Here is a 25,239-nt window from a genome sequence, read left to right as displayed (position 1 = left end):
TCAGCCGATTGCGTCGGGAATGAGGACCAAACAGCCGCGGATTTAACATTCTTGGGCTGTTTTCGTGACAAACGGTGAGAATGCGGCGGGCGGGGTGGCTTGCGCGCTGCTAGCTTATTGGGTGAAGCTGCCGGCGAACTGGTAGCGGTGGCCCGGGTGCCACATGGTGGCCAGGGTGGCGATCATGCCGCCGGAGCGGGTCTGGCGCTTGAGCACCAGGCAGGCCTGCCTGGTGTCGATGGCCAGCATGTCGGCGATGTCGCGCGGGGCGGCCAGCGCCTCGATGCTGTAGCTGGCGCCTTGCAGGGGCGCGGCCTGCATCAGGTATTCGTTGGGGGTGATGTGGGCGAAGTCCTGCTCCATGTAGTCCGGCGCGCACTGCGGATTGACCCAGCGGTCCTCGACCTGGATCGGCACGCCGTTCTCGAAGTGGACGATCACCGAGTGGAACAGCAGGTGGCCGGCCGGCAGGTCGAACTGCTTGGCCATCAATTCGCTGGCCTTGACGCGCTCCAGCTGTTGCAGGCTGCTGCGGTGGGCGTGGCCGCGCGCCCGCACTTCGTCGGCGATGGATTTAATCTCCAGCAGGGTGGCCTGGTATTTTTGCTGGGCCACGTAGGTGCCGGAGCCCTGGCGGCGGGTCAGCACCTGTTCGGCGGTGAGTTCGCGCACGGCGCGGTTGACGGTCATGCGGGAGACGCCGAACTGCTTGACCAGCGCCTGTTCGGACGGGATCACATCGCCTTCCTTCCACGTGCCGGCGGCGATTTCCGCCAGCAGGTAGTCTTTGATGCGCTGGAAAATAGGTGTGCTGTCCTGGGTAACTTGATCGTCCAAACCGCTGTCTCCTGGTAAGAGCGATCATTCTAGCATCGCCTGCTTGTACAATTCAAAAGCAAGAGGCGGAGTGCATGGTTTTTCGGTGCTGGCTACGATGGCCACATTCCACCAATCACGGAGTCTGAGATGGGCAAGTATGGTAACGATGAGAAGCGCTGGACTGCGGTGCAGCAGCGCGACGCCGGCGCCGACGGCGTGTTCTGGTATTCGGTGCGCAGCACCGGCGTGTACTGCCGGCCCTCGTGCGGGGCGCGTCCGGCCTTGCGCAAGAATGTGGCGTTTCACGACAGCCGCGAGGCGGCCGAGCAGGCCGGCTTCCGGCCCTGCCTGCGCTGCAAGCCGGACCAGCCGCCGCTGGCCGAGCGCCAGGCGGCCATCGTGGCGCAGGCCTGCCGTCTGATCGACGAGGCGGAGGAGGCGCCGGATCTGGACAGTCTGGCCGAGGCGGTGGGCGTGAGCCGCTTCCATTTCCATCGCATGTTCAAGGCGGTGACGGGGATTACGCCCAAGGCTTACGCCAACGCGGCGCGGGCGCGGAAGGTGCAGGCCGGCCTGGCGGCGCAGGCCACGGTGACGGATGCGCTGTATGCGGCCGGCTTCAATTCGAGCGGGCGGTTTTATGCGCAGTCGGAGGCGGTGCTGGGCATGAAGCCTTCCACTTTCCGCGCCGGCGGGGCGGGCGAGCAAATCAGGTTTGCGATTGCCGAGTGTTCGCTGGGACCGATACTGGTGGCCAGCACGGAGCAGGGCATTTGCGCGATTCTGATCGATGACGATCCGGATTTTCTGGTGAAGGATTTGCAGGATCGTTTTCCGAAGGCGGAGCTGATCGGGGCGGAGCCGGAGTTCGAACAGGTGGTGTCGCGCGTGGTGGGCATGGTCGAGCAGCCGTCGGTGGGATTGGATTTGCCCTTGGATGTGCGCGGCACGGCGTTCCAGCAGCGCGTGTGGCAGGTGCTGCGGGCGATACCGGCCGGGCGGCGCGTGACCTATGCCGAACTGGCGCAACTGGCCGGCGTGCCGCGTGGGGCGCGGGCGGTGGCTTCGGCCTGCGCGGCCAACGCGATCGCGGTGGCGATACCGTGCCACCGCGTGGTGCGCAACGATGGATCGATCTCCGGCTATCGCTGGGGCGTGGACCGCAAGGCGGAGTTGTTGAACAGGGAGGTGATCAGTGAGTAATGTGAGTAATGTGAGCAATGGCGAGCTCGATTTCGGCGACGCGGCGGCGGAGCGCAAGGCGCGCCCCACGCTCGCCGCCCGCCCGGCCACGGCAGGGGCGGCGGCGGGGATCGCGGTGCACGTCGCCGGCCTCGATTGGCAGGGCATCGCCGATGAGTTGAATGCGCACGGCTACGCCATCCTGCCCGGCATGCTGGGCGCCGAGGAGTGCGCCGCCATGGCCGCGCAGTACGGCCAATCGCAGTTGTTCCGCAGCCGCGTGGTGATGTCGCAGCACGGCTTTGGCAGCGGCGAGTATCAGTACTTCCGCTACCCGCTGCCGTCCATGATCGCCGCCCTGCGCCATGCCCTCTACGGCCCGCTGGCCGCCATTGCCAACCGCTGGCACGAGCTGATGGACCTGCCCGACCGCTTCCCCGCCGAGCACACCGACTTCCTGGCACGTTGCCACGCCGCCGGCCAGACGCGCCCGACGCCGCTGCTGCTCCAGTACACCGCCGGCGATTACAACTGCCTGCATCAGGACCTGTACGGCGACCACGTCTTCCCCCTGCAAGCCGCCGTGCTGCTGTCGCAACCGGGAAAAGACTTCGAGGGCGGCGAATTTGTCCTGACCGAACAACGCCCGCGCATGCAGTCGCGCGTGGAGGTGGTTCCGCTGAAACGCGGCGACATGGTAATCTTCGCCGTCAACCATCGCCCGGTGCAGGGCACGCGCGGCATCTACCGCGTCAACCTGCGGCATGGCGTGAGCCGGCTGCGCGCCGGATCGCGCCACACGCTGGGCATCATCTTCCACGACGCAAACTAACCAAGGAACACCTGTGGCAAGGCAAAGAGAATTCGACCGTGTCGAAACACTGAACAAGGCACTGGAAGTCTTCTGGCAAAAAGGCTACGCGGCCACCTCCACCAGCGACCTGCTGGACGCCATGCGGATCGGCCGCCAAAGCATGTACGACACCTTTGGCGACAAGCGCTCGCTCTACCTCGAAGCGCTACAGCGCTACAATGAGGCCAGCGTCAACGACCTGCTGCGCCACCTGAAAGGCGACAGCGGCCTCGCCGCCATCGGGCATATGCTGCAAGCCTTCGCTTCCCGTCCCAAACGCGACAACGCCAAAGGCTGCATGGGCGTCAACGCCATCGCCGAATTCGGCACCGGCGACGAGGAAGTCAACGCCCTGCGCGACGCCAGCGCCAAACTGCTCAACCACGCCGTGGAAGCACAGTTGCGTGCCGCTGCGGCGGCCGGTGAAATTCCGGCCGATACCGACATCGGCCAGGCCGCGGCCTTTGTCGCCGCCACCCTGTCTGGCATGAAAATCAGTGCCAAGGCCGGTGCCTCCATCGCCACCCTGCGCGCCATCGCCAGCTTCGCCGTGCAGGGGCTGCGCGGTTAACGCATCAGACAAGTATCACAAAACGTTTACTTGACCGTTCGATCCAGAAATTCTACCATGGCCTTGGTTTTTGACTAATTGATCCAAAACGAAAGGAAATATCATGAAAGTAGCTCTGGTAACCGGCGGCGCGCGCGGCATAGGCGCGGCCATCGTCAAACGGCTGGCGCAGGACGGCGCGGCCGTGGCCTTCACCTACGTCTCCTCGCCCGACAAGGCCAACGACCTTGCCGCCACCATCAACGCCAATGGCGGCAAGGCGCTGGCCATCCGCGCCGACAGCGCCGACGCCGTCGCGGTGAAGGCGGCCGTGGCCAAAACGGTGGAACACTTCGGCGCGCTGGACATCCTGGTCACCAACGCCGGCATCCTGAATCTGGCGCCGATTGAGGACTATCCACTGGAAGACTTCGACCGCATGGTCGCCACCAATGTGCGCGGCGTATTCGTCGCCATGCAGGCGGCGGCCAAAGTGATGAAGGAGGGCGGCCGCATTGTGACCATCGGCAGCATCGCCAGCATTCGCGTGGCCTTCCCGACCTCCAGCGTGTACTCGATGACCAAGGGCGCGGTGGCGGCGCTGGTGCGCGGCGCGGCGATTGACCTGGCGCCACGCGGCATCACCGTCAACAACGTCCAGCCGGGGCCGACCGAAACCGATATGAACCCGGCCGACGGTCCGCACGCGCCGGCGCTGCAAACCATGATCCCGGCGCGCCGTTTCGGCAAGGCGGAAGAGGTGGCGGGAATGGTGGCGTATCTGGTGAGTGGTGAAGCCGGCTTCGTAACGGGCGCCAGCTTCACCGTGGACGGCGGCTATACCGCCTGAACGCTTTTCTGCGTTTGATACAGGCGGGCGTAGATGCCGTTCTGCGCCAGCAGCGCATCGTGGCTGCCCGATTCGGCAATGCGGCCGCGATCCAGCACCACGATGCGGTCCGCTTTCTCTATGGTCGACAGGCGGTGGGCGATGACCACCGTGGTGCGGCCTTTCATCAAGACTTCCAAAGCCTGCTGCACCAGGCGCTCGGATTCGGTATCCAGCGCGCTGGTGGCTTCGTCCAGAATCAGGATAGGCGCGTTCTTGTACAGCGCGCGCGCAATCGCCAGACGCTGGCGCTGGCCGCCTGACAGGCGCGTGCCGTTTTCTCCCACCTGCGAGTGGTAGCCCTCCGGCTGGCGCACGATGAATTCATGCGCATGTGCCGCGCGCGCCGCCGCCTCGATGCGCTCCATCGACGGCGCCGGATCGCCGTAAGCGATATTGGCCGCCAGCGTGTCGTTGAACAGCACCACGTCCTGCGACACCAGCGCGATCTGCTGGCGCAATGAGGTCATGGTGTAGTCGCGCAGGTCGACGCCGTCCAGCTGGATGCTGCCGCCGCTGACATCGTAGAAACGCGGCAGCAGGCCGGCCAGCGTGGTCTTGCCGCTGCCCGAACTCCCCACCAGCGCAACCGTCTCGCCGGCGGCGATATCGAGCGATACATGGTCCAGCGCCGGACGCGCATCCGGGTCCAGCGGCGCGCCGTCCGCACCGCGATAGTGGAAGCTCACGTCCCGCACCGACAGGCGGCCCTCGGCGCGGGCGATGGTCTTGGTGCCTTGATCGGCTTCCGACTCCATGTCGATCAGGCCAAACACCGATTCGGCCGCCGCCAGTCCGCGCTGCATCGGCTCGTTAATCTTGGTCAGGTTCTTGATCGGCGACTGCATCGCCATCAGCGACGACATGAAGGCCACGAAGGCGCCCGGCGACAGCGCGCCGGCCTGCGCGCGCAGCAGCGCGAAGTAAATCACCGACGACAGCGTAATCCCGATCAGCATCATGATGATGCCGGAGTTGAGCGCGGACGTCGCCGCGTGCTTCACAGCCAGTTGGCGATTCAGCTTGACCACGTTGTCGAAGCGCTCCTGCTCATATTTCTGGCCGCCGAAAATCTTCACCACGCGCTGGCCGCTGATGCTCTCGTCCAGCACATTGGTCAGATCGCCCATGGCCGCCTGCGCGCTTTTGCTCAACTTGCGCATGCGGCGGCCGGCGAAGGTGACGATGGCCGCCACCAGCGGCAGCAGGCCAAGGCAGAACACCGCCAGCTGCCAGTCGATGGTGAACAGGGTAATCAGGTAGCCGGCGGTGGCCACGGTATCGCGCACCGCCACGTTGACCACCGTGAGGCCGGCCTGCGCCACCTGCGCCGCGTCGAAGGCTACGCGCGACAGGGTGGTGCCGGTGGAGGATTGATCGAAGTAGCCGTTCGGCAGGCGCATGATGCGGGCGAACATGACTTCGCGCAGGTTGGCCTGGACCCGGCTGCTCAGCCACGCGGCGCCGTATTCGCCGGCGAAGCTGGACACCATGCGCATCACCGCCAGCCCGAAGATCACCGCCGGAATGGTCCACAGCGCGGCCTTGGTCGGATCGGCCGGCAGCAGATGGCCCAGCGCCTCCTGCACCCAGGCCAGGATGCCGGTGGCCGGGGCTTTGGCCGGGCCGAAGGTGTGCGAGGGGGCCAGCGCGTCCACCACGTTTTGCAGCTGGCGGATCAACAGCACGTCGGTGGCAGCGGCCAGGCCGACCGCGAACAGCGTGACGACGGCGATCCACGCGTAGGGGCGGAATTCTTTGAGCAGGCGGAGATAAAGTAGGCGGCTGGACACAGGACTATTCGCGAGAGCTAATACTTTTCACATTGTACCCGGCCGGCCGTCAAATTCCGCTACACTCTGAAACTTGCTGCTGAATGGAGAAATCGATGCGTCTTCCCCTTTTAATCGCCGCCGCCCTGGCCCTGCCGGCCCATGCCGACACCATCATCGACCGTGCCAATGGCTACACGCTGAACGCGGCCGGCCAGCTACAGCGCTTTACTTCGCTGGCTTTCGATGACCTGGGCCGTATCGTGGCGGTGGGCAGCGAGGCGCAAACGGCGGCCGCGCTGCCAAAGGCGGAGCATATCGACGTGCAGGGCAAGACCGTGCTGCCAGGCCTGATCGACGCCCACGGCCACGTGTTTGAACTGGGCGAAATCGCCTCCGGCGTGGAGCTCTACAGCCCCACCTCGCTCAACGCGGCGGTGAAAGCGGTGGCGGATTTCGCCCGCACGCACCCGAAAAAGGCCTGGATCGTTGGCTTTGGCTGGAATCAGGAGATCTGGAAACTGGGCCGCTTCCCCACCGCCGCCGAGCTGGATGCGGTGGTCAACGACCGCCCGGTGCTGCTGCACCGCGTCGACGGCCACGCCATCTGGGTCAATACCAAGGCGCTGGAAATGGCCGGCATCGACAAGAGCACGCGCGATCCGGCCGGCGGCAAGATCGAGCGCGACGCCAGCGGCAAGCCGACCGGCGTGCTGGTTGACGCGGCCATGGAGCTGGTCAACCGCGTGGTGCCGTTGCCCACGCCGGCCGAGGCGCGCGCCACGCTGGATGTGGCGCTGGCGCAGTTGTCCAAGGTCGGCCTGACCAGCGTGCACGATGCCGGCATCAAGGTGGTGCAGGACGATATCTACCGCGACTACGCCGATCACGGCAAGCTGACCACCCGCATCTACGCCATGATTGGCGACACCACCGCCGATTTCGACGAGCTGTCCAAGGACGGCCCGCTCAAGTCCTACGCCAACGACGTGTATGCGCTGGCGGCGGTCAAGCTGTATTCGGACGGTGCGCTCGGCAGCCGCGGCGCGGCGCTGCTGGCGCCCTATACCGACATGCCGTCCACCAAAGGCCTGTTGTTCTACCCGGACGCCGAGATGCGCGCCAAGATGAACAAGGCCATGAAGGCCGGCTATCAGGTCAACATCCACGCCATCGGCGATGCCGGCAACCGCCAGATCCTGGACGCCTACGCGGCCCTGATCCCGCAGCACAACAATGTCGGCCTGCGCCATCGCATCGAGCACGCGCAGGTGGTGGCGCTGGAGGATATCCCGCGCTTCAAGCAGCTGGGCATCATCCCGTCGATGCAGCCGACCCACGCCACCTCGGACCAGAATATGGCCGAGCAGCGCGTGGGCCATGAGCGCATCAAGGGCGCGTATGCATGGCGCAGCTTCCTCGACCAGGGCTCGCGGATCGCCTGCGGATCGGACTTCCCGATCGAGTCGCCCAATCCGTTCGAAGGCCTGCACGCGGCGGTCACGCGCCAGAACAACGCCAACGTGCCGCCGGGCGGCTGGTACAAGAATCAGGCCATGACGCTGACCGAAGCCTTCCGCTGCTTCACGCTGGACGCGGCTTATGCGGCGCACCAGGAAAACGTGGTCGGTTCGCTGGAGCCGGGCAAGTGGGCCGACTTCATCGTGGTCGACCGCGACATCTTCAAAATCGTCCCCGAACAGCTGGGCAAGACCACGGTGCTGCAAACCTGGATGGGTGGAAGGCGGGTCTATAGCCGCCGCTGACGCGATAGAAAAAACCTGTTGACTTGGTTGTATATACAACTTATGCTGCGAGGATATTCACAACCTCGCAGCAGGAGATCTTATGAGCAGCCACTTCGACAACGACCCCCGTTACGACGCCAGCCGCGAGATCCGCGCGCCACGCGGCCCTGAGCGCACTTGCAAGAGCTGGGGCGCGGAAGCGGCCTACCGCATGATCCAGAATAATCTGGACAAGGAAGTGGCGGAGAATCCCAGGCATCTGGTGGTCTACGGCGGCATCGGCCGCGCGGCCCGCAACTGGGCGTGCTACGACCAGATCCTGGCTTCGCTGCGCGAGCTGGAAGAGAATCAGACCCTGTTGATCCAGTCCGGCAAGCCGGTGGGCGTGTTCCAGACTCACGAAGACGCGCCGCGCGTGCTGATCGCCAATTCGAATCTGGTGCCGAAGTGGGCCAACTGGGAGCACTTCAATGAACTGGACCGCAAAGGCCTGTTCATGTACGGCCAGATGACGGCCGGTTCGTGGATTTACATCGGCACGCAGGGCATTGTGCAGGGCACTTTCGAGACCTTTGCGGAAGCGGGCCGCCAGCATTTCGGCGGCGATCTGAAAGGCCGCTGGGTGCTGACCGCCGGCCTGGGCGGCATGGGCGGCGCGCAGCCGCTGGCCGCGACCATGGCGGGCGCGGTGTCGCTGACCATCGAGTGCCAGCAGAGCAGCATCGATTTCCGTCTGCGCACCCGTTACCTCGACAAGCAGGCCGCGTCCATCGATGAGGCGCTGGAGATGATCAAGCAGCACAAGGCCAATGGCGACGCGATTTCCATCGGCCTGCTGGGCAACGCGGCCGACGTGCTGCCGGAGCTGGTGCGCCGCGCCAAGGCCGGCGGCATCGTGCCGGATGTGGTGACCGACCAGACCTCGGCGCATGACCTGATCAATGGCTATCTGCCGCAAGGCTGGACCGTCGAGCAGTGGAAGGCGGCGCAGCAGGATGCATCGCGCCATCCGGAGTTGAAGGCCGCCGCCACCGCGTCGTGCGCGGTGCACGTGCAGGCCATGCTGGACTTCCAGTCGCTTGGCGCCAAGGTAGTCGACTATGGCAACAACATCCGTCAGGTGGCGTTTGACCACGGCGTGAAGAATGCTTTCGATTTCCCGGGCTTTGTGCCGGCTTACATCCGTCCGCAGTTCTGCGAGGGCCGTGGCCCGTTCCGTTGGGTGGCGCTGTCCGGCGATCCGGAAGATATCTACAAGACCGATGCCAAGATCAAGGAGCTGTTCCCGCATCACGCGCAGGTGCATCGCTGGCTGGACATGGCGCGCGAGCGCATCGCCTTCCAGGGCCTGCCGGCGCGTATCTGCTGGCTGGGCTTGGGCGAGCGTCACATCGCCGGCCTGGCGTTCAATGAGATGGTGCGCAAGGGCGAGCTGAAAGCGCCGATCGTGATTGGCCGCGACCATCTGGACACCGGCTCGGTGGCCAGCCCTAACCGCGAAACGGAAGCCATGAAGGATGGCACCGACGCCGTTTCCGACTGGCCTCTGCTGAATGCCCTGCTGAATACCGCCGGTGGCGCGACCTGGGTGTCGCTGCACCATGGCGGCGGCGTGGGCATGGGTTATTCGCAGCACTCCGGCGTGGTGATCGTGGCCGATGGCACCGACGCCGCCGCCAAGCGCCTGGCGCGCGTGCTAGTGAACGACAGCGGCTCGGGCGTGATGCGTCACGCCGACGCGGGCTATGAAACCGCGGTCGCTTGCGCCAAGCGTAATGGCCTGAATCTTCCTATGGTCCTGTAAGACGGGAGGGCGCCCTTGCAAAGGCGCCCCGTTCCGCAGGCGGGCGGCGGGCCGCCCGAATTCCCTGCTCCACCTATGATCAAATGAGCTTAACGATGACTTTGACTCTCAAACCGGGCGCCATGACGCTCTCCGAACTGCGCTCCGTGTGGAACGCCGCTGGCCCGCTGTCGCTGGCCGAAGAAGCCTATCCTGTGATTGAAGCCTCGGCCGCCGCTGTGCAGGCCATCGTCGCCAAAGGCGACGCGGCTTACGGCATCAACACCGGCTTCGGCCTGCTGGCCAAGACCCGCATCCCGGACGACAAGCTGGAACAGTTGCAGCGCAATCTGATCCTGTCGCACTCGGTGGGCACCGGTGAGCTGATGTCGGACGCGGTGTGCCGCCTGATTATGCTGATGAAGATCGGCAGCCTGGCGCGCGGTTACTCGGGCGTGCGTCCGCTGATTATCGAGTCGCTGATCGCGATTTACAACGCAGGCATCATGCCGGCCATTCCGGCCAAGGGATCGGTCGGCGCGTCGGGCGACCTGGCGCCGCTGTCGCATATGACGTTGGCGATCATGGGCGTGGGCCAGGTGCGCGTCAAAGGCGAGCTGCAAGATGCCGCCGCCGCGTTGCAAGCGGCCGGCATCGCGCCGGTGGTGCTGGCCGCGAAGGAAGGCCTGGCGCTGATCAACGGCACGCAGGTGTCGACCGCGCTGGCGCTGCATGGCCTGTTCATGGCCGAGCGCCTGCTGGAAGCGGGCATGGTGGCGGGCGCTTTGTCGCTGGACGCGGCCAAGGGTTCGGATTCGCCGTTCGACGCGCGCGTGCACGAGGTGCGCGGCCAGCCGGGTCAGATCGCCGCCGCGTCGATTTATCGTCAGCTGGTGTCGGACAGCGCGATCCGCGCTTCGCACCTGGTCGGCGATGAGCGTGTGCAGGACCCGTACTGCCTGCGCTGCCAGCCGCAAGTCATGGGCGCGTGCTGGGACATCATCAACAACGCCGCGCGCACGCTGCTGATCGAGGCAAACGCGGTGACCGACAATCCGCTGCTGTTCAAGGATGGCGAGCTGTCGGTGGTGGTCTCGGGCGGTAACTTCCACGCCGAACCGGTGGCGTTTGCCGCCGATACGCTGGCGCTGGCGATCGCTGAAATCGGCTCGATTTCGGAGCGCCGCATTTCGCTGCTGATCGATGCGACCTTGTCCGGCCTGCCGCCGTTCCTGGTGCGCGATCCGGGCGTGAACTCGGGCTTCATGATCGCGCACGTTACCGCCGCCGCGCTGGCGTCGGAGAACAAGTCGATTGCGCATCCGGGCAGTGTGGACACGATTCCTACCTCGGCCAATCAGGAGGACCACGTCAGCATGGCGACTTACGCTGCGCGCCGCCTGGAGGATATGGCGCAGAATACCGCGACCATCGTCGGTATCGAGTTGCTGGCGGCGGCGCAGGGCATCGATTTCCATCGCCCGTTGACCACTTCGCCGCATCTGGAACATGTGCATGAGCAGCTGCGCCAGAAGGTGCCGTTCTATGACGTGGACCGCTTCTTTGCGCCCGATATTGAAGCGGCCAAGGGCATGGTGTTGCGCGGCGAGTTGAGCGCGTCGTGCAAGGAGTTGTTCACGGCGCTGCATCCTTAAGGAGAGTCGGCATGGATTATCAGTTCAAAGCAGGCAGTATTCCCTTGCTGGTGTCCATGCCGCACGTGGGCACCGACATTCCGGGCGACGTGCTGGCGGCGATGACGCCGGCCGCTGTCGACAGGCAGGATACGGACTGGCATCTGGTTCGTTTGTATGCGTTTCTGGGCGAGATGGGCGCGTCGGTGCTGTCGGCACGCTGGTCGCGTTATGTGATCGATTTGAACCGGCCGCCGGAGAATACCAATTTGTATCCGGGGCAGGATACGACGGGTTTGTGCCCGGTCGATACCTTTCATCGCGAGCCGCTTTATCTGCCGGGTCGCGCGCCCGACGAAGCTGAGGTTCAGCGCCGCTTGCAGGCGTACTGGAAGCCGTATCACGATCAGCTGCGCGCGGAGCTGGATCGCTTGCTGGCGCTGCACGGGCGCGTGGTGCTGTGGGATGCGCATTCCATCGCCTCGCACGTGCCGCGCTTCTTCGAGGGCAAGCTGCCGGATCTGAACTTTGGCACGGCGGATGGCAAGAGTTGCGCGCCTGGCCTGACCGAGGCCGTGGTGGCGCGCGCGGATGGCGGCTATACCATCGCCGTCAACGGCCGCTTCAAGGGCGGGCATATCACGCGCTTTTACGGCGAGCCGGCAAAGGGCATCCACGCGATTCAGCTGGAGATGTGCCAGTCGACCTATATGGATGAAGATGCGCCGTATGGTTATCGTGAGGATCTGGCGTCGCAGGTGCGGCAGCCGTTGCGCGCGATGATGCAGGCAGCTGCCGATTGGGTGCGCGCATGAGTAAACTGTTTGCGCGCCACGCGCTGCTGCCAGACGGCTGGGCCAAGGATGTGCTGATCGAGTGGGATGCCGCCGGCACCATCACGGCGGTGACGCCGGGTGTTGCCGATGCGGGCGCAGCCAGCGCACGCGCCGTGGCCACCGCGTCCGCGGCGCCCGGCGGTATGCCCGCCGCGTCGGCTGGTGTTGAGTGCGTGGAGTACGCGCTGCCGGGCATGATCAATCTGCACTCGCACAGCTTCCAGCGTGCGCTGGGCGGGCGTACCGAGAAGGCGGGCGACAGCAAGGACAGTTTCTGGACCTGGCGTGACCTGATGTATCGCTTTGCGCGCAACATCACTCCGGAGCATATTGAGGCCATCGCCGCGCAGCTGTTCAGCGAATGCCTGCGCCATGGCTACACCTCGATGTGCGAATTCCACTACGTGCAGCGCACGCCGGACGGCGGCATGTATGCGCGCCCGGCGGAAACGGCGGAACGTGTCATTGCCGCCGCACGTTTGACCGGAATCGGCATAACCATGCTGCCGGTGTTGTATAGTTATTCCGGCTTCGGCGAAAAGGCGTTAAAACCTGAGCAACAACGTTTCCGCACCGATGCGCAGGATGTGTTGCGCATCGTGGAGGCGCTGGAGCCGCTGCGCGATGCGCAGACCGAGGTCGGCGTGGCGCCGCATTCGTTGCGGGCCGCTGCGGTGGGGCAGATACAGGAAGTGCTGGCGACGCTGCCGAAGGCGCGTCCGGTGCACATCCACATCGCCGAGCAGATGGCGGAAGTGCAGCAGTCGCTGGACTGGAGCGGCCGCCGTCCGGTGCAGTGGCTGCTGGAGCATCTGGAAGTGGACCAGCGCTGGTGCCTGATCCACGCCACGCATCTGACGGACGTTGAGGTGAGCGGCATGGCACGCAGCGGCGCGGTGGCGGGCCTGTGCCCGACTACGGAAGCGAATCTCGGCGATGGCCTGTTCCCGCTGGAGAGTTTCCTGGCACAGGGCGGCGTGTTTGGCATCGGCAGCGACAGCCACGTGTCGCAAAGCGCGGTGGAAGAGCTGCGCTGGCTGGAATATGGACAGCGCTTGCAGCACCAGCGCCGCAATATCGCGGTGTCCGATGCGCAGCGCAATGTGGGGGATTTCCTGTGGCAGGGCGCGCTGCGCGGCGGCGCGCAAGCGGCTGGACGGTCGGTCGGCGCCCTGGCGCCCGGCCTGCGCGCGGACATCGTGGTGCTGGATGACGCGCATCCGAATATGTTTGGGTTGGCGCTGGACGAGGTACTCGGCAGCCTGGTCTTCAGCGGCAACGACAATCTGGTCAAGGACGTCATGGTCGGCGGCCAGTGGGTAGTGCGCAATCAGCAGCACGTGGCGCAGCAGGCGATCGCTGCGCGCTTCAAGCAGACTTTGGCCGAACTGAGGGAGTTCCGATGACCCAGCTAATCCAGTATGCAAACCTGCGCTCCGCGCCGTGGAAGAACGGCGGCGGCAGCACCACCGAAATCGCCGTCTCGCCAGCCGGTGCGCATCTCGATGATTTCGAGTGGCGCGTCAGCCTGGCCACTATTGCGCAGGATGGTCCATTCTCCGCCTTCCCCGGCATCGACCGCTCGCTGGCGCTGGTGGACGGCGACGGCGTGCTGCTGGATTTCGGCGACGAGCGCTTTGTGCTCAGTCCCAGCGAGCCGCTGATCGAGTTCGCCGGCGAAGACGCGGTGCATGCCACCGTCACCGGCCAGCACACCACCGATTTCAATGTCATGACGCGGCGCGGCGCGTGCCGCCATCGCCTGGAACTGCGCACTGTGCGCGGCAAGGAAGCGCTCAAGCGCCGCGCCGGCACCACGCTGCTGTTCCTGGCCGAGGGCGAAAGCCTGACGCTGAGCAGCGCGCGCGAACGCATCGCCATGGTGCGCTACGATACGGTGGTGCTGGAAGCCGACGACGATTGGACCATGGAAGCGCAACAGGCCACCGTTCTGGTGGCCGATATTATTTATAACTAGGGCAGCAAGTATGTGGGATGTGTTGTTTACGAACGTGCATCTGGCCACGATGGCCGATGGCTACGGTGAGATTCGGGACGCCGCCATTGCGGTAAAAGACGGCCGCATCGCCTGGCTTGGGCCGCAAGCCGGGATGCCTGCCGCGCAGGCGGTCACTGTGCATGACGGCGGCGGCAGCTGGCTGACGCCCGGCCTGATCGACTGCCACACCCACATCGTCCACGCTGGCAATCGCAGCGATGAATTCGAGGCGCGCCTGAATGGCGCCACATACGAGGACATCGCCCGTGCCGGTGGCGGCATCATGTCCACCGTGCGCGCCACGCGCGCGGCGTCGGAGGATGAGCTGCTGCGGCAAAGCCTGCCGCGCGTGCTGTCGCTGCTGGCCGAAGGCGTAACCACCATCGAAATCAAATCCGGCTATGGCCTGACGCTGGCGTCGGAAGCCGCCATGCTGCGCGCCGCGCGCCGTATCGGTCGCGAACTGCCGGTGAGCGTGGCGACCACCTTCCTGGGCGCGCACGCGCTGCCGCCGGAGTTTGCCGGCCGCGCTGACGATTATGTTGATGAAGTCTGCAAGATGATCGCACCGCTGGCCGCCGAAGGGCTGGTGGATGCGGTGGATGCGTTTTGCGAGCGTATCGGCTTTTCCTATGAACAGACGGAGCGCGTGTTCAAGGCCGCGCAGGCGGCCGGCCTGCCGGTCAAGCTGCATGCGGAGCAGTTGTCCGATCAGCGTGGCGCGGCGCTGACGGCGCGTTACCAAGGTTTGTCGGCGGATCATCTGGAGCATCTGAGCGCCGAAGGCATCGCGGCCATGGCCGCCGCCGGCACGGTGGCGGTGCTGCTGCCCGGCGCTTACTACTTCCTGCGCGACACCACGCCGCCGCCCGTCGCCACCATGCGCGCCGCCGGCGTGAAGATGGCGGTGGCCACCGACTGCAATCCCGGCACCTCGCCGATGACCTCCCTGCTGCTGGCGATGAATATGGCTTGTACCCTGTGGCGATTGACGCCGAAGGAGGCGCTGGCCGGCTGCACGCTGCATGCGGCGCGCGCGCTTGGGCTGCATGACGAAATCGGCAGCCTGGAAGTGGGCAAGCGTGCCGATTTCGCGCTGTGGCGCATTGCGCGTCCGGCCGATCTGTCTTACGCCATCGGCCTGAATCCGTGCCGTGGGGTCGTCAACGCAGGCAAATTGCGCTCTCCGGCCTTGTAAAAATCCGTCGCTTCTTGCGGGCTTTCGGTTACATTATCCGGATGTCATCGAAGGAAGCGTTATGTTCGTCCCGAATTCCCTGCGCGCCGCCGTGCTGGCTGCGCTGAGCGCCCACGCAGTCGCCCAAGAACCTGTACCAACGCCGCCCGTGCCGCATGCGCCGGAGGCGCCCGCCGCCGCAGCGGCCACGCCGCAACCGGCGGTAACCACGCCCACGCCAGCCGCCTTGCCGGTTGCCGCACCCCGGCCTTTTATCGACATCGTACGCGGCGCCCAGCATTTGCCGGGTTTTCTGAGTCTGTACCAGAAAGAGGAAAAGGTCTGGATCGAGCTGCGGCCCGACCAGTTTGACCGTCCGATGTTCATGTCGGTGAACATGCCGAACGGGATCGGCGAGCGTGGCATCTATGGCAGCCAGATGGGATTGAGCCAGGTGGTGGTGTTCCACCGCGTGGGGAATATCGTGCAGATCATCGCCAAGAACACGGACTTTGGCGCCAGGGGCGGCACGCCGCAGGCGCTGGCGGTGCAGCAGGCGTTCTCGGACAGCCTGCTGGCGATTGCGCCGGTGGCCAGCAGCCCGCATCCGCAATCCAAGTCCATTCTGGTGGAAGCCAATATCCTGCTGTTCGGCGACATCCCGTCGATGACCACGCGGCTGGAGGCGGCCTTCCGCATGACGTATGTGATGGATGCGCGCAACAGCAGCTTCCTCACCATCCGCTCGGACGAGAGCATGACCGGCTTGCAGGTCAATGCGCATTACTTCACGCCGCGCATACCGGCCCCGCCGGCGGTGATGCCACCGGTGCCGGCCGCCGTGCCGAATCCGCCGTCAACGCTGCCGGACCCGCGCAGCATGTTCCTCGGTTTTTACTACAGCTTCATGCCGCTGCCGGCGCAGGCCATGCATGGCCGCCGCGCGGACGACCGCATCGGCCATTTCGTCAGCACCAGCCAGGATTATTCGGATGATGTGACGCCGACCACGGCGGTGCACCTGGTGGAGCGTTGGCGGCTGGAGAAGCAGGACCCGGCGGCGGCGCTGTCGGAACCGAAGCAGCCCATCGTCTACTGGATCGACGCCAATGTGCCGGAGAAGTACCGCGAATCGGTGCGACACGGCGTGCTGGCGTGGAACGCGGCGTTTGAGCGCATCGGCTTCAGGAACGCCATCGTGGTAAAGCAGCAGACCGAGAAGGATTCCTTCGATACCATGGACGCACGCCATGCCTCGATCCGCTGGTTCGTCGGCAGCGATGTCGGCTTCGCCATCGGGCCCAGTCAGGTCGATCCGCGCAGCGGCGAGATCCTGGATGCGGATATCGCCATGTCGGACGTGTTTGCGCGCACGGCTCGGCGTGTGATCGGCGAGGACAGCATCTCGCTGCTGCCGACGCAATCGGCGGAGGCCCGCTGCGACTACATGCAGGAGTCGGCGCAGGAGATGGGCTTCGCCATGGATGTGCTGGAGGCGCGCGGCCTGCTGGACATGAGCGGCCCGGAAGCGAATGCGGTGGCGCAGGCGTATGTGAGGTCGGTGGTCATGCACGAAGTCGGGCACACGCTGGGCTTGCGGCATAACTTCCGCGCGTCGACGATCTATACCTTGCAGCAGTTGCAGGACCCGGAGTTCACCAGGAAGAACAGCATGACCGGGTCGGTGATGGATTACACGCCGTTCAACCTGTCGCTGAAAGGCGAGAAGCAGGGCGAGTATGTGGCCTCCACGCTGGGACCTTACGATTACTGGGCGATCGAGTATGCCTACAAGCCTATCGAGCCGGCGCAGGAGAAGGAGGAACTGGCGAAGATCGCCGCGCGCTCGAATGAGCCGCAACTGGCGTTCGGCACCGACCAGGATGCGAACGGCTTCAATCTCGATCCTGACGTGAATGTGTATGACCTGGGTAGCGATCCGCTGGCTTACTTCCAGCGTCGCCTGGCGATTTCACGCGAGTTGTGGGACCGGGTGCAAAACCGCACGCTCAAGCCGGGCGAGAGTTACGAGGTGCTGCGCCGCAGCTTCGATTACGGCTTCCAGCAATTTGTGCGCACCTTGCCGGTGGTGGTGAAGTATGTGGGCGGCGTGACCTATCTGCGCGATCACGCCGGCACTGGCCGCGCGACTTTTACGCCGGTACCGTTGCCGCGCCAGCGCGCGGCCTTGCAGATGCTGACCAATAGCCTGTTCAAGGCGGACAGCTTCCAGTTTTCACCGGCCACCATCAGCCGCCTGGGGGCGGATCATTTCGCCACACGCGGCCGGCCGGATGTGTCGGTCGGCGCGCGCGTGCTGTCCTTGCAGGCGGCGGCACTGGATCAGCTAATGTCGGACGGGGTGGCGATCCGCCTGCTCGATTCGCAGGAGAAGGTGGAGGACCGCAAGCAGGTGCTGAGCCTCGCCGAGCTGTATTCGAATGTGCAGGACGCGGTGTGGAGCGAACTCAAAGCCGGCAAAGATATTAGCGGCATGCGGCGCAATTTGCAGCGCGAGCATTTGAAGCGGCTGGTGGCGGCGCTGTTGCGTGTGTCGGCCGGAACGCCGGCCGATGTGCGGAGCCTGCAACGCGAGAATGCCTTGCAGTTGCAGCGCGAGATGCAGGCGGCGCTGGCGAGGCCGATCAGCCGCGAGGCCAAGGCGCATTTGTCGGAAAGCGTTGAGACGCTGGGGCAGGCGCTGAAAGCGTCGATGCTGCGCGCGGGCGCCTGATGGCGGCGCAGGCGTTGAAGTGGTGGCTGCGCGCCGTGCTGGCTGGCCTGGCGTTGCCGCTTTGCGGTGCAGGAGCGGCGGCGGGCGATACGCTGCATATCGGCTCGAAGCGGTTCACGGAGTCGTATATTCTCGGCGAGATGCTGGCGCAGGTGGCGGCGCCGCATGCGCAGGTCGAGCATCTGCAAGGCCTGGGCAATACGGCGATTGTGCTGGCGGCGTTGCAGACAGGGCGGATCGATGTCTATCCGGAGTATATCGGCACCATCGATCTGGAGATCCTCAAGCACAAGCAGCCATCGTCGATGACGCAGATGCGCAAGGAACTGGCGGCCATGGGCCTGGGCGTGGCGGTGCCGCTGGGCTTTAACAATACCTATGCGCTGGCGATGCGCGGCGGCGGCGATGGACCGCGCAAGCTGAGCGAGCTGGCGGCGCAGGGCGGGTTGCGGTTTGGCTTGTCGCATGAGTTTATCGGGCGCGCGGATGGCTGGCAGGGATTGGCGGCGCGCTATGGCCTGACGCAGCGGCCGGAGGGGCTGGATCATGGCCTGGCTTACGAGGCGCTGAAAGGACGGCAGGTGGATGTCATCGATATCTACTCGACCGAGCCGCGCATCGGGCAGTATGGCTTGCGGGTGCTGGAAGATGATCGCGGCTACTTCCCGCGCTATGACGCGGTGCTGTTGTACCGGCTGGAGGCGGCGCAGCGTTTTCCTGCGGCGTGGAAGGCGATCGGCCAGCTGGAAGGGCGCATCAGCGAGGCGGACATGATTGCGATGAACGCCGCCGCTGAAATCGATGGCAAGAGCTTCACGCGCGTGGCGAGCGACTGGCTGGCGGCGCATCCCTTGCACCCCGCACGCCCCGCCGGTGCGCCGCAACCCTCGCCCGAAGCCGCATCGCCGCCGCTAGCCGCAGGCGGGCCCGCCGCTGTCCCTGCTGCGGGCCGGGGGCTGATGGCGAAAGTCTTCGATGAAAATCTCTGGCGGTTGACGCAGCAGCATCTGACGCTGGTGTTGCTGGCGGTGGCGCTTGCCTGTCTGATCGGCGTCCCGCTGGGCATCCTGGCCGCCGCCTTGCCGCGCCTGCGGCAACTGGTGCTGGGGCTGACAGGCGTGCTGCAAACCGTGCCGTCGCTGGCCTTGCTGGCGCTGCTGATACCGCTGCTGGGCACCATCGGCACCGCGCCGGCGTTGGTGGCGCTGGTGGTGTATGCGCTGCTGCCCATCGTGCGCAACACCTGTATCGGCTTGCTGCAAGTGCGCAAGGGCTTGAAGCTGGCGGCGCAGGCGCTGGGCCTGCGTCCGCTGCAAAGGCTGCTGCACATCGATCTGCCGCTGGCCTTGCCGGTGATGCTGGCCGGTGTGAAAACCGCCGCCGTGATGAGCGTGGGCACGGCCACCATCGCCGCCTTCATCGGCGCCGGCGGCTACGGCGAGCGCATCACCATCGGCCTGGCCCTGAACGACAACGACATGCTGCTGGCCGGCGCTATCCCTGCGGCAATATTGGCATTGCTGACGCAGGGCCTGTTCGAGCTGCTGGAGCGAACAGTAACTAACAGGTATCACCTTTATGTAAAGTCGCCGTAATGATTTGTAAGGCCTGCGGCGCCGGGCGGACCAGGGCGATATAGTGAACCCGTTGATTCAATCTCCCTCCCACTGACAACGGGTTCCGCCCATCCAGCGCTTGCCGCTGGGTGGGATTTTTTTGCATTACTCCCAAATTTGCTTCAATGATTGGGCTTCATCCAGAGCATCGCTCCAGGCCTCTAATTGCGCCAGACTGGCTGTGGCCAGTTTCTTGCGAGTGGTCTGTGACAATGGCCCGAAACGTTTGACGAGCAGCCGTTCCAGAAGCACAACCGCCCCCTCCCTGCGTCCCTGCTCCAGACCTTGTTCCAAACCTTTCTTGATCCCATCGTCAAAAAACATTTGCTCCAAAGGGTTGAGTAACTTCATTTCGTGCTCCTTTCCCAACTTGCGGGCAGCTTGCCAATAGCGTCGTTGATAAGGCTCGGGCAAGGTCATCATCCAATTGATCGCGTCGAATAAAACCAGTATGCGCTTTTTGTTCCAGCCATGCCGAAACAGGAGTGCGGTCAAGTGTAGCTTGGCGGCGTAGAGTTTTTTCGGATCATGGTGGGCCTGCTGCGAACGCCAGTGGGCCAGTGTCAACCAGGCAACCGGATTGCTCGAAGCCTCCAGTGCCTCGATGTCGGTGACGTAATCGAGCAGCTTTGCGCTGCCGAAAGAAAACGCCGTCGCCGTGCCCTCGAACTGCTGGTCGAAGCTGGCTGGGCGCCAGCGAGGATACTCGTCCGCGAGCAGCACCAGACTGGCCAGCGGCAAATCATATGTTTCGCTGATGCGGTAGTTGTAGTCGTGCATGCGCTTTGCCATTGTGGCGTCTCGCTGAGTCTGGATTTCTATGTGCACCAGTCCTTGTCGCCCGTCGCGCATTCGTACCTCTGCCAGTATGTCGGCCACCATGACATTCGGCGCACCGCTAAAGCCCGAGCGAGCAAATTCTTTGTCGCGGAAGCGCGGTCGTTGCCGCCAGTCGATGCGAGCGCTGAAGTCAGGAAAGTAAAAGTCGAGGAAGGCGCGCAAAGCATGCTTTAGCACGGCTTTCCACGGCAAATCGTAACGGGCGGACGGGACGGTATTCGGCATCGGCCCAGTCTGCATTCATACCGTGCCGCGCCGTATGAGGAAGTTCAATCTACGGTTGATTTTATGCCTGCGACGACAGCTGCGTCAGGGCGTCGCCGGTGACGCGGCAGATGCGCCAGTCGGGCATGACGGTGGCGCCCATGTTTTGGTAGAAGGTGATGGCGTTGGCGTTCCAGTCCAGCACCGACCATTCGAAGCGGCCGCAATCGCGCTCCACCGCCAGTTGCGCCAGCGCCACCAGCATTTGCTTGCCGTAACCCTTGCCGCGATGCGCCTGTTGCACGTACAGGTCTTCCAGGTACAGGCCTTTCTTGCACAGGAAGGTGGAGAAGTTGTGGAAGAACAGCGCGAAGGTGACCACCTCGCCACCGGTTTCGCCGACCAGCGCCTCGCACACCGGCTTGTCGCAGAACAGGCTGTCGTGCAGGGCCGCTTCGTTGGCGACCACCATGTGCTCCAGCTTTTCAAACACGGCCAGCTCGAAGATCATGCCAAAGATGGCGGGGACGTCGGCCGGCGTGGCCGGACGGATGGTCAGTTCGGAGGTACTCATCGGGTTTTTGCGGTAGTGGAGGAAGTCGGTTTCAGCACCCAGGCCACGCTGGACAGGCATAGCACCATGCCTATCCATTCCAGCGGACCGGGACGGTAGTGTTCAAGCTGGATCGACAGCAGCACCGAGATCACCGGCGTCACCACGCCGATGTACACGGTCTTGTCGGAGCCGATGCGGTGGATCAGGGTGAAGTAGGCGGCAAACGCGATCACCGAGCCCAGCAGCGACAGGTAGAGCAGGCCGCCCCAGTATCTGGCGGTGGACGGCATGACGAAGGACTGGCCGCTGACCAGCACCCACAGCGCCACCAGCAGGCTGCCCCACAGCATGGACCAGGCCATGGTCAGCAGCACGTTGTCGGATTGCTCGCGCACTTTGATCACCAGCACGTTGCCGACCGAGCTGGCGATGGTGGCGCACAGCGCCAGCACCAGGCCGAGCAGGAAATGACCATTGCCACCGGACGAGATCTCATTCCATGCGTCATGGATGGAGTGGTAGAACAGCAGGGTGACGCCGGCAATGGCGACCCCGCCGGCCGCCCATGTGCGGGGACTGAGCGGGGTGCGGAAGACCAGATGGTTGAGGATGGGGTTCCAGAACACCATCAGCGCGAACAGCACGGCCACCAGCCCGGAGACCAGGTATTGCTCGGAGGTGTAGGTGCAGATGTAGCTGACGGCAAAGGTGGCGCTGCCTTGCAGGATCAGCCAGCGTTGCGCGCGCCATGGCAGCGGCAGCTTGTGGCCGCGCGCGGCGCACCAGGCAAACAGCACGGCCGATGCCAGCGCGAAGCGATATACCACGGACACGGCCGGCGGCACGTCACCGAGTTGCAGCGTAATGGCGAAAAACGTGGAGCCCCAGATCAGACAGGCGGTGATGAATAGCAGTGGAGAAGACATCAAACCAGTATAGCTGGCCGGGGCGTATCTTGCCTAGCGGCCAGCGTTTTGTTGCGGCGCAACGGATTAATGTATAAGTTGTAACGGGAGTGTAAATTCAGCGGTGCTGGCCGAAAGACCAAGTATAGTGAATTCATACTTCTTTTCATTTCGGGAGAGCGCCATGAATACCGCGCTGCAAGTCAAAGTCGTCACGCTGTTGGGCTATGTGGCCCTGAGCACCGCTTTGGTGCTGCTGCTGGCCGACGATGAGATGCAGGGCGCGGCGCAGGCCTTGTTCGCCCATTCCTGGTTCCGTTAATAGGCCCAGTGCAGGCGGCGGTACAGGAAGCTCAGCACGAACAGCGGGCCGATCAGCAGGAAGCGCAGGTCGTCAAAAAAGGACGGCTTCTTGCCCTCGATCTTGTGGCCGATGAACTGGCCTATCCACGCCAGCACGAAAATGATGATCGACAGCGGCAGCACGCTGGCCGGCGGCAGGGCGGCCAGGATGGACAGCATCACGGCCGCCATCAGCAGCATGCCGAGCGCGAACGGCCTGGACAGCTTGAAGTAGTACCACATCGAGGCCACGGTGAAGCCCAGCGCCACCAGCGGATGCAGCGCCCATAGCAGGCCGAGCAAGGTGAACACGATGACCGGCACGCAGACGAAGTGGATCACTTCGTTGGTGGGGTGGAGGTGGCTCTCGCTGTACTTGGCCAGCAGGGTGTCGATGGCGCGGTTGTCCGGCATGGTGGTCTCCTTGGGCGTTTTGTTATCGGCTGATTCTACACCTGTAGAATACGCCCATGACTGATGATTTGCGCAAGCGTTGTTTCGATCCGGTGGTGGATGAACGCACCCGGCTGCTGGTGCTGGGCAGTTTGCCCGGTGAAAAATCGCTGGCCGTCCAGCAATACTATGGCAACCGCCAGAACAAATTCTGGGCGCTGATGTCCGAGGTGCTGGATGTGGCCTTGGTGCCGCTAGCGTATGAGGCGCGGCTGCAAACCTTGCTGGCGCATGGCGTTGGCCTATGGGACGTGGTGGCCGAAGCCCACCGCCCGGGCAGCCTCGACAGCGCAATCCGCGACCGCAACGACAACGACTTGCCGGCGCTGCTGGCGCGTTATCCCAATATTCACACCATCGCCTTCAACGGTGGTACCGCAGCCAGGCTGGGCTTGAAGAGATTGGGCAAGCAGGCGCGGCGTTACCGCATCTTCAATCTCCCCTCGAGCAGCCCGGCATACACGCTGTCCTACGTCGCGAAGCGCGATGCCTGGCTAGCGCTGCGACTCGGCCTTGGCGTGGTTGAGCGGCTGAACAGCGAGCCGTAAACCCATGGCTTCAATACTGCTCGCCGGCGTCTTGAGAGAGGGATTGTCTTGCTTCGACAGCGTGCGAGTCGGCCTCCCACGTCGCCATTTGTTGGGAAACTGCCGCGATGGCAAGTGCGGAGGCATACTATGTCTTAATATTTGATAGTAGTTCAGATCTGATCCTACAGTAGGGCCTCGGCAAGGGTACAAGGTCGGTCTGCTAAATTTAGCGACTGAGCTGGGCAATGTATCGCGTGCCTGCAAGGTAATGGCATTTTCCCGTGATACTTTCTATCGATATCAGTCGGCTGTCGAGGGGGGATTGATGCCCTGATCGATGCCAATCGCAAAAAGCCCAACATCAAGAATCGGGTAGACGAGGACACCGAGACTGCGGTTCTGGCCCTCACGTTGGAACAGCCGGTGTACGGCCAGCTGCGGGCCTCTAACGAACTGCGCGGTCGGGGTGTGTTTGTCTAGCCCTCCGGCGTGCGCTCGATCCGGATCACTCAACAATCACGGCCGCTTCACCTCTGGCATTTACTACCTTTGCACCAACAACGGTCCAGTGGCCTTGGCGTTTCTGTAAGACAAGTGGCACATTAGAAGCCGTGCAGTCATTCATGGTGCGTCCGAAGTTTGCACCATACTTCCCTTTACTGGACCGAGTTGCGCTGATGCGTCTGCATACACCCCGTAGCCACCGGTCAAAAGAACCACATCTGCTTCCGCCAAAGACGCATATTGCAAAGACGCCAACTACACCCTGGGCACGCTACGATTTAAGCGGGAACCCTATTACGCCGGAAATGGCGCATCCAGGGAACGAACCGGGAGTCCCCAAACCGGCGGCCCCTCCTGTAGTGCCATCGCCGACTTGGTGGATGCGTCTTGGCGTCGCAATCGGTCTACTGCTTTATTCAGGGGATGTACATTAACATACAGGCAGTAGCTTAAATGACTTCGAAAATTGGAACGGTAATGGACAAGGAACCTGCGTCGTTGGAGGAATCATTTCACAACTGCTTCTTTTATTTTGTACAGGCGGTTGACGTCTTGTCGTTGAGTGCACCAGAGCAATGTGAAGCCATGGGCAACTTCAATGTTGCCCAAGAAATTCAGCAAGATGTTCATGATAACGGCATTGCGCTGATAAATTGGCCTGTCGCCTATCTATCCTTGAATGAAAGAAATGCGATAACGAAATTGTTGAGTTTGTTAATGGAGCTTCCAGAAGCTGCCTTGTCGCGGGGTGACCATAAGAAGGCCATGAGCCACCCTGGATGGACCAATCTTCGTATTGCCGCAAGGGAATTGCATGCACAGCTCGAACATGCCATTAAGAGAAATGGTGATTTCTTTAACACTGTAAAACGTAGTCTGTAAGCAAGGTAACTCTTCTAATTTACCGAACTTCGGCGGCCAGAGCCGATAAAAAATCGCCCCCGGCCGGGATTCCAGACGGGGCGATTTTATTTTTTATTCGCGAGGAGGCTGCATCGTGGGGCTGGGCTACGCTTCTTTTTGAGAATTCTGCTGAAGAGCACCTGTTGCCGGGGGGTGTTTTTTACTTTGTAAGCATGCCCTCGTCTCTTTTGATGGAGATTATCGTTAATGTAATGCCTTCGTTATTAGATAATGTAATTGCATTTCAATCGATATGGACGGCGTTGGGGGCGTTGCAAGTGGCTGCGGTTTGGTTTGTGGCTTTGCGATTTAAATCTCCGGCAACTTGAATCGACCAGACACAAGAACTGTAGGCTCCCCAAACAAAAACGCCAACCTGCATGGGTTGGCGTTTTACTTGCGGTGTTCTT

Annotated in this window: 22 protein-coding genes and 1 pseudogene; 17 read left to right on the top strand and 6 right to left on the bottom strand. The window is 63.4% G+C overall.

The window, feature by feature from the left end:
- Positions 1–114: 114 nt before the first annotated feature.
- Complete coding sequence (hutC, locus tag GM676_RS21900; RefSeq protein ID WP_155466063.1) at positions 115–837, bottom strand: histidine utilization transcriptional repressor HutC; 723 nt, start codon at positions 835–837, stop codon at positions 115–117.
- Between the two features lie 129 nt (positions 838–966).
- Between hutC and ada the strand changes: the two genes are divergently transcribed.
- The 4 genes from ada (at position 967) to GM676_RS21880 (ending at position 4,254) form a co-directional block, all read left to right on the top strand.
- Positions 967–2,022: a bifunctional DNA-binding transcriptional regulator/O6-methylguanine-DNA methyltransferase Ada gene (gene ada / locus GM676_RS21895; protein WP_155466061.1), complete on the top strand. Its 1,056-nt coding sequence runs from the start codon at positions 967–969 to the stop codon at positions 2,020–2,022.
- A 10-nt stretch (positions 2,023–2,032) separates the two neighbouring features.
- Positions 2,033–2,833 (top strand): 2OG-Fe(II) oxygenase, encoded by an 801-nt coding sequence (locus GM676_RS21890; RefSeq protein WP_371866340.1) that lies wholly within the window; start codon positions 2,033–2,035, stop codon positions 2,831–2,833.
- A 13-nt stretch (positions 2,834–2,846) separates the two neighbouring features.
- On the top strand, positions 2,847–3,425 hold the full coding sequence (locus GM676_RS21885; RefSeq protein WP_371866338.1) for a TetR/AcrR family transcriptional regulator: 579 nt from the start codon (positions 2,847–2,849) through the stop codon (positions 3,423–3,425).
- Between the two features lie 103 nt (positions 3,426–3,528).
- Entirely contained in the window at positions 3,529–4,254 is a 726-nt protein-coding gene (locus GM676_RS21880; RefSeq protein ID WP_155466059.1) for a 3-oxoacyl-ACP reductase family protein, read from the top strand.
- Here GM676_RS21880 and msbA read toward each other — a convergent pair.
- A complete protein-coding gene (msbA, locus tag GM676_RS21875; RefSeq protein ID WP_371866337.1) occupies positions 4,242–6,086 on the bottom strand; it encodes a lipid A export permease/ATP-binding protein MsbA in 1,845 nt (614 codons plus the stop codon). The two genes, GM676_RS21880 and msbA, sit on opposite strands and share 13 nt — an antisense overlap.
- Before the next feature lie 95 nt (positions 6,087–6,181).
- On the opposite strand from msbA, the gene GM676_RS21870 reads away from it, so the two are divergent.
- From GM676_RS21870 to GM676_RS21830, 9 genes are all read left to right on the top strand, one after another.
- The gene (locus GM676_RS21870; protein WP_371866336.1) at positions 6,182–7,831 is read left to right on the top strand and encodes an amidohydrolase; all 1,650 of its coding nucleotides are present in this window, start codon (positions 6,182–6,184) and stop codon (positions 7,829–7,831) included.
- A gap of 82 nt (positions 7,832–7,913) precedes the next feature.
- Positions 7,914–9,617 carry a urocanate hydratase gene (gene hutU / locus GM676_RS21865; RefSeq protein WP_155466055.1) on the top strand — a complete coding sequence of 568 codons (1,704 nt, stop codon included), beginning with the start codon at positions 7,914–7,916 and terminating at the stop codon, positions 9,615–9,617.
- Positions 9,618–9,712: 95 nt separating this feature from the next.
- Complete coding sequence (gene hutH, locus GM676_RS21860) at positions 9,713–11,251, top strand: histidine ammonia-lyase (RefSeq protein WP_371866335.1); 1,539 nt, start codon at positions 9,713–9,715, stop codon at positions 11,249–11,251.
- 11 nt (positions 11,252–11,262) lie between these two features.
- Positions 11,263–12,045: an N-formylglutamate deformylase gene (gene hutG / locus GM676_RS21855; protein WP_155466051.1), complete on the top strand. Its 783-nt coding sequence runs from the start codon at positions 11,263–11,265 to the stop codon at positions 12,043–12,045.
- Positions 12,042–13,472, top strand: coding sequence for a formimidoylglutamate deiminase (locus GM676_RS21850; protein ID WP_155466049.1), 1,431 nt, complete (start codon positions 12,042–12,044; stop codon positions 13,470–13,472). The genes hutG and GM676_RS21850 overlap by 4 nt, the downstream gene beginning before the upstream one ends.
- Positions 13,469–14,044, top strand: coding sequence for a HutD/Ves family protein (locus tag GM676_RS21845; RefSeq protein WP_155466047.1), 576 nt, complete (start codon positions 13,469–13,471; stop codon positions 14,042–14,044). Before GM676_RS21850 ends, GM676_RS21845 begins: the two co-directional genes overlap by 4 nt.
- A 10-nt stretch (positions 14,045–14,054) precedes the next feature.
- Complete coding sequence (hutI, locus tag GM676_RS21840) at positions 14,055–15,263, top strand: imidazolonepropionase (protein ID WP_155466045.1); 1,209 nt, start codon at positions 14,055–14,057, stop codon at positions 15,261–15,263.
- 61 nt (positions 15,264–15,324) lie between these two features.
- On the top strand, positions 15,325–17,976 hold the full coding sequence (locus GM676_RS21835) for a zinc-dependent metalloprotease (RefSeq protein WP_155466043.1): 2,652 nt from the start codon (positions 15,325–15,327) through the stop codon (positions 17,974–17,976).
- Positions 17,976–19,571 carry a glycine betaine ABC transporter substrate-binding protein gene (locus GM676_RS21830; protein WP_155466042.1) on the top strand — a complete coding sequence of 532 codons (1,596 nt, stop codon included), beginning with the start codon at positions 17,976–17,978 and terminating at the stop codon, positions 19,569–19,571. Before GM676_RS21835 ends, GM676_RS21830 begins: the two co-directional genes overlap by 1 nt.
- A 126-nt stretch (positions 19,572–19,697) precedes the next feature.
- On the opposite strand, the gene GM676_RS21825 is transcribed toward GM676_RS21830, so the two are convergent.
- From GM676_RS21825 to GM676_RS21815, 3 genes are all read right to left on the bottom strand, one after another.
- Complete coding sequence (locus tag GM676_RS21825; RefSeq protein WP_170304338.1) at positions 19,698–20,657, bottom strand: DUF4351 domain-containing protein; 960 nt, start codon at positions 20,655–20,657, stop codon at positions 19,698–19,700.
- A 61-nt stretch (positions 20,658–20,718) separates the two neighbouring features.
- Complete coding sequence (locus GM676_RS21820) at positions 20,719–21,210, bottom strand: GNAT family N-acetyltransferase (RefSeq protein WP_155466040.1); 492 nt, start codon at positions 21,208–21,210, stop codon at positions 20,719–20,721.
- On the bottom strand, positions 21,207–22,118 hold the full coding sequence (locus tag GM676_RS21815; RefSeq protein WP_155466039.1) for a DMT family transporter: 912 nt from the start codon (positions 22,116–22,118) through the stop codon (positions 21,207–21,209). Before GM676_RS21815 ends, GM676_RS21820 begins: the two co-directional genes overlap by 4 nt.
- 163 nt (positions 22,119–22,281) lie before the next feature.
- Here GM676_RS21815 and GM676_RS31610 point away from each other — a divergent pair, with 163 nt between their 5' ends.
- The gene (locus GM676_RS31610) at positions 22,282–22,419 is read left to right on the top strand and encodes a hypothetical protein (RefSeq protein ID WP_170304337.1); all 138 of its coding nucleotides are present in this window, start codon (positions 22,282–22,284) and stop codon (positions 22,417–22,419) included.
- On the opposite strand, the gene GM676_RS21810 is transcribed toward GM676_RS31610, so the two are convergent.
- Complete coding sequence (locus tag GM676_RS21810; protein ID WP_155466038.1) at positions 22,416–22,853, bottom strand: Mpo1 family 2-hydroxy fatty acid dioxygenase; 438 nt, start codon at positions 22,851–22,853, stop codon at positions 22,416–22,418. The genes GM676_RS31610 and GM676_RS21810 overlap by 4 nt on opposite strands.
- Before the next feature lie 56 nt (positions 22,854–22,909).
- Between GM676_RS21810 and GM676_RS21805 the strand changes: the two genes are divergently transcribed.
- The 3 genes and pseudogenes from GM676_RS21805 to GM676_RS21795 all read left to right on the top strand — a co-directional run bounded on the left by GM676_RS21805 (position 22,910) and on the right by GM676_RS21795 (position 24,808).
- On the top strand, positions 22,910–23,440 hold the full coding sequence (locus GM676_RS21805; RefSeq protein WP_155466037.1) for a DNA-deoxyinosine glycosylase: 531 nt from the start codon (positions 22,910–22,912) through the stop codon (positions 23,438–23,440).
- 199 nt (positions 23,441–23,639) lie between these two features.
- A pseudogene (locus GM676_RS21800) lies at positions 23,640–23,899 on the top strand (helix-turn-helix domain-containing protein); the annotation flags it as partial.
- A gap of 504 nt (positions 23,900–24,403) precedes the next feature.
- Complete coding sequence (locus tag GM676_RS21795) at positions 24,404–24,808, top strand: hypothetical protein (protein ID WP_155466036.1); 405 nt, start codon at positions 24,404–24,406, stop codon at positions 24,806–24,808.
- Positions 24,809–25,239: the final 431 nt, after the last annotated feature.

Origin of the sequence: Duganella radicis (genome assembly GCF_009720825.1) — a bacterium.
GTDB lineage: Bacteria > Pseudomonadota > Gammaproteobacteria > Burkholderiales > Burkholderiaceae_D > Rugamonas > Rugamonas radicis.
The sequence above is the reverse complement of the archived record's forward strand: the minus strand, read 5'-3'. Positions and strand labels throughout refer to the sequence as shown.

What these genes read in the sequence shown, in the direction of transcription:
- ada (WP_155466061.1), top strand. Translation starts at nt 967, where the DNA reads ATGGGCAAGTATGGTAACGATGAGAAGCGCTGGACTGCGGTGCAGCAG.
- GM676_RS21880 (WP_155466059.1), top strand. Translation starts at nt 3,529, where the DNA reads ATGAAAGTAGCTCTGGTAACCGGCGGCGCGCGCGGCATAGGCGCGGCC.
- GM676_RS21870 (WP_371866336.1), top strand. Translation starts at nt 6,182, where the DNA reads ATGCGTCTTCCCCTTTTAATCGCCGCCGCCCTGGCCCTGCCGGCCCAT.
- hutU (WP_155466055.1), top strand. Translation starts at nt 7,914, where the DNA reads ATGAGCAGCCACTTCGACAACGACCCCCGTTACGACGCCAGCCGCGAG.
- hutH (WP_371866335.1), top strand. Translation starts at nt 9,713, where the DNA reads ATGACTTTGACTCTCAAACCGGGCGCCATGACGCTCTCCGAACTGCGC.
- hutG (WP_155466051.1), top strand. Translation starts at nt 11,263, where the DNA reads ATGGATTATCAGTTCAAAGCAGGCAGTATTCCCTTGCTGGTGTCCATG.
- GM676_RS21850 (WP_155466049.1), top strand. Translation starts at nt 12,042, where the DNA reads ATGAGTAAACTGTTTGCGCGCCACGCGCTGCTGCCAGACGGCTGGGCC.
- GM676_RS21845 (WP_155466047.1), top strand. Translation starts at nt 13,469, where the DNA reads ATGACCCAGCTAATCCAGTATGCAAACCTGCGCTCCGCGCCGTGGAAG.
- hutI (WP_155466045.1), top strand. Translation starts at nt 14,055, where the DNA reads ATGTGGGATGTGTTGTTTACGAACGTGCATCTGGCCACGATGGCCGAT.
- GM676_RS21835 (WP_155466043.1), top strand. Translation starts at nt 15,325, where the DNA reads ATGTTCGTCCCGAATTCCCTGCGCGCCGCCGTGCTGGCTGCGCTGAGC.
- GM676_RS21830 (WP_155466042.1), top strand. Translation starts at nt 17,976, where the DNA reads ATGGCGGCGCAGGCGTTGAAGTGGTGGCTGCGCGCCGTGCTGGCTGGC.
- GM676_RS21825 (WP_170304338.1), bottom strand. Translation starts at nt 20,657, where the DNA reads ATGCCGAATACCGTCCCGTCCGCCCGTTACGATTTGCCGTGGAAAGCC.
- GM676_RS21820 (WP_155466040.1), bottom strand. Translation starts at nt 21,210, where the DNA reads ATGAGTACCTCCGAACTGACCATCCGTCCGGCCACGCCGGCCGACGTC.
- GM676_RS21815 (WP_155466039.1), bottom strand. Translation starts at nt 22,118, where the DNA reads ATGTCTTCTCCACTGCTATTCATCACCGCCTGTCTGATCTGGGGCTCC.
- GM676_RS31610 (WP_170304337.1), top strand. Translation starts at nt 22,282, where the DNA reads ATGAATACCGCGCTGCAAGTCAAAGTCGTCACGCTGTTGGGCTATGTG.
- GM676_RS21810 (WP_155466038.1), bottom strand. Translation starts at nt 22,853, where the DNA reads ATGCCGGACAACCGCGCCATCGACACCCTGCTGGCCAAGTACAGCGAG.
- GM676_RS21805 (WP_155466037.1), top strand. Translation starts at nt 22,910, where the DNA reads ATGACTGATGATTTGCGCAAGCGTTGTTTCGATCCGGTGGTGGATGAA.
- GM676_RS21795 (WP_155466036.1), top strand. Translation starts at nt 24,404, where the DNA reads ATGGACAAGGAACCTGCGTCGTTGGAGGAATCATTTCACAACTGCTTC.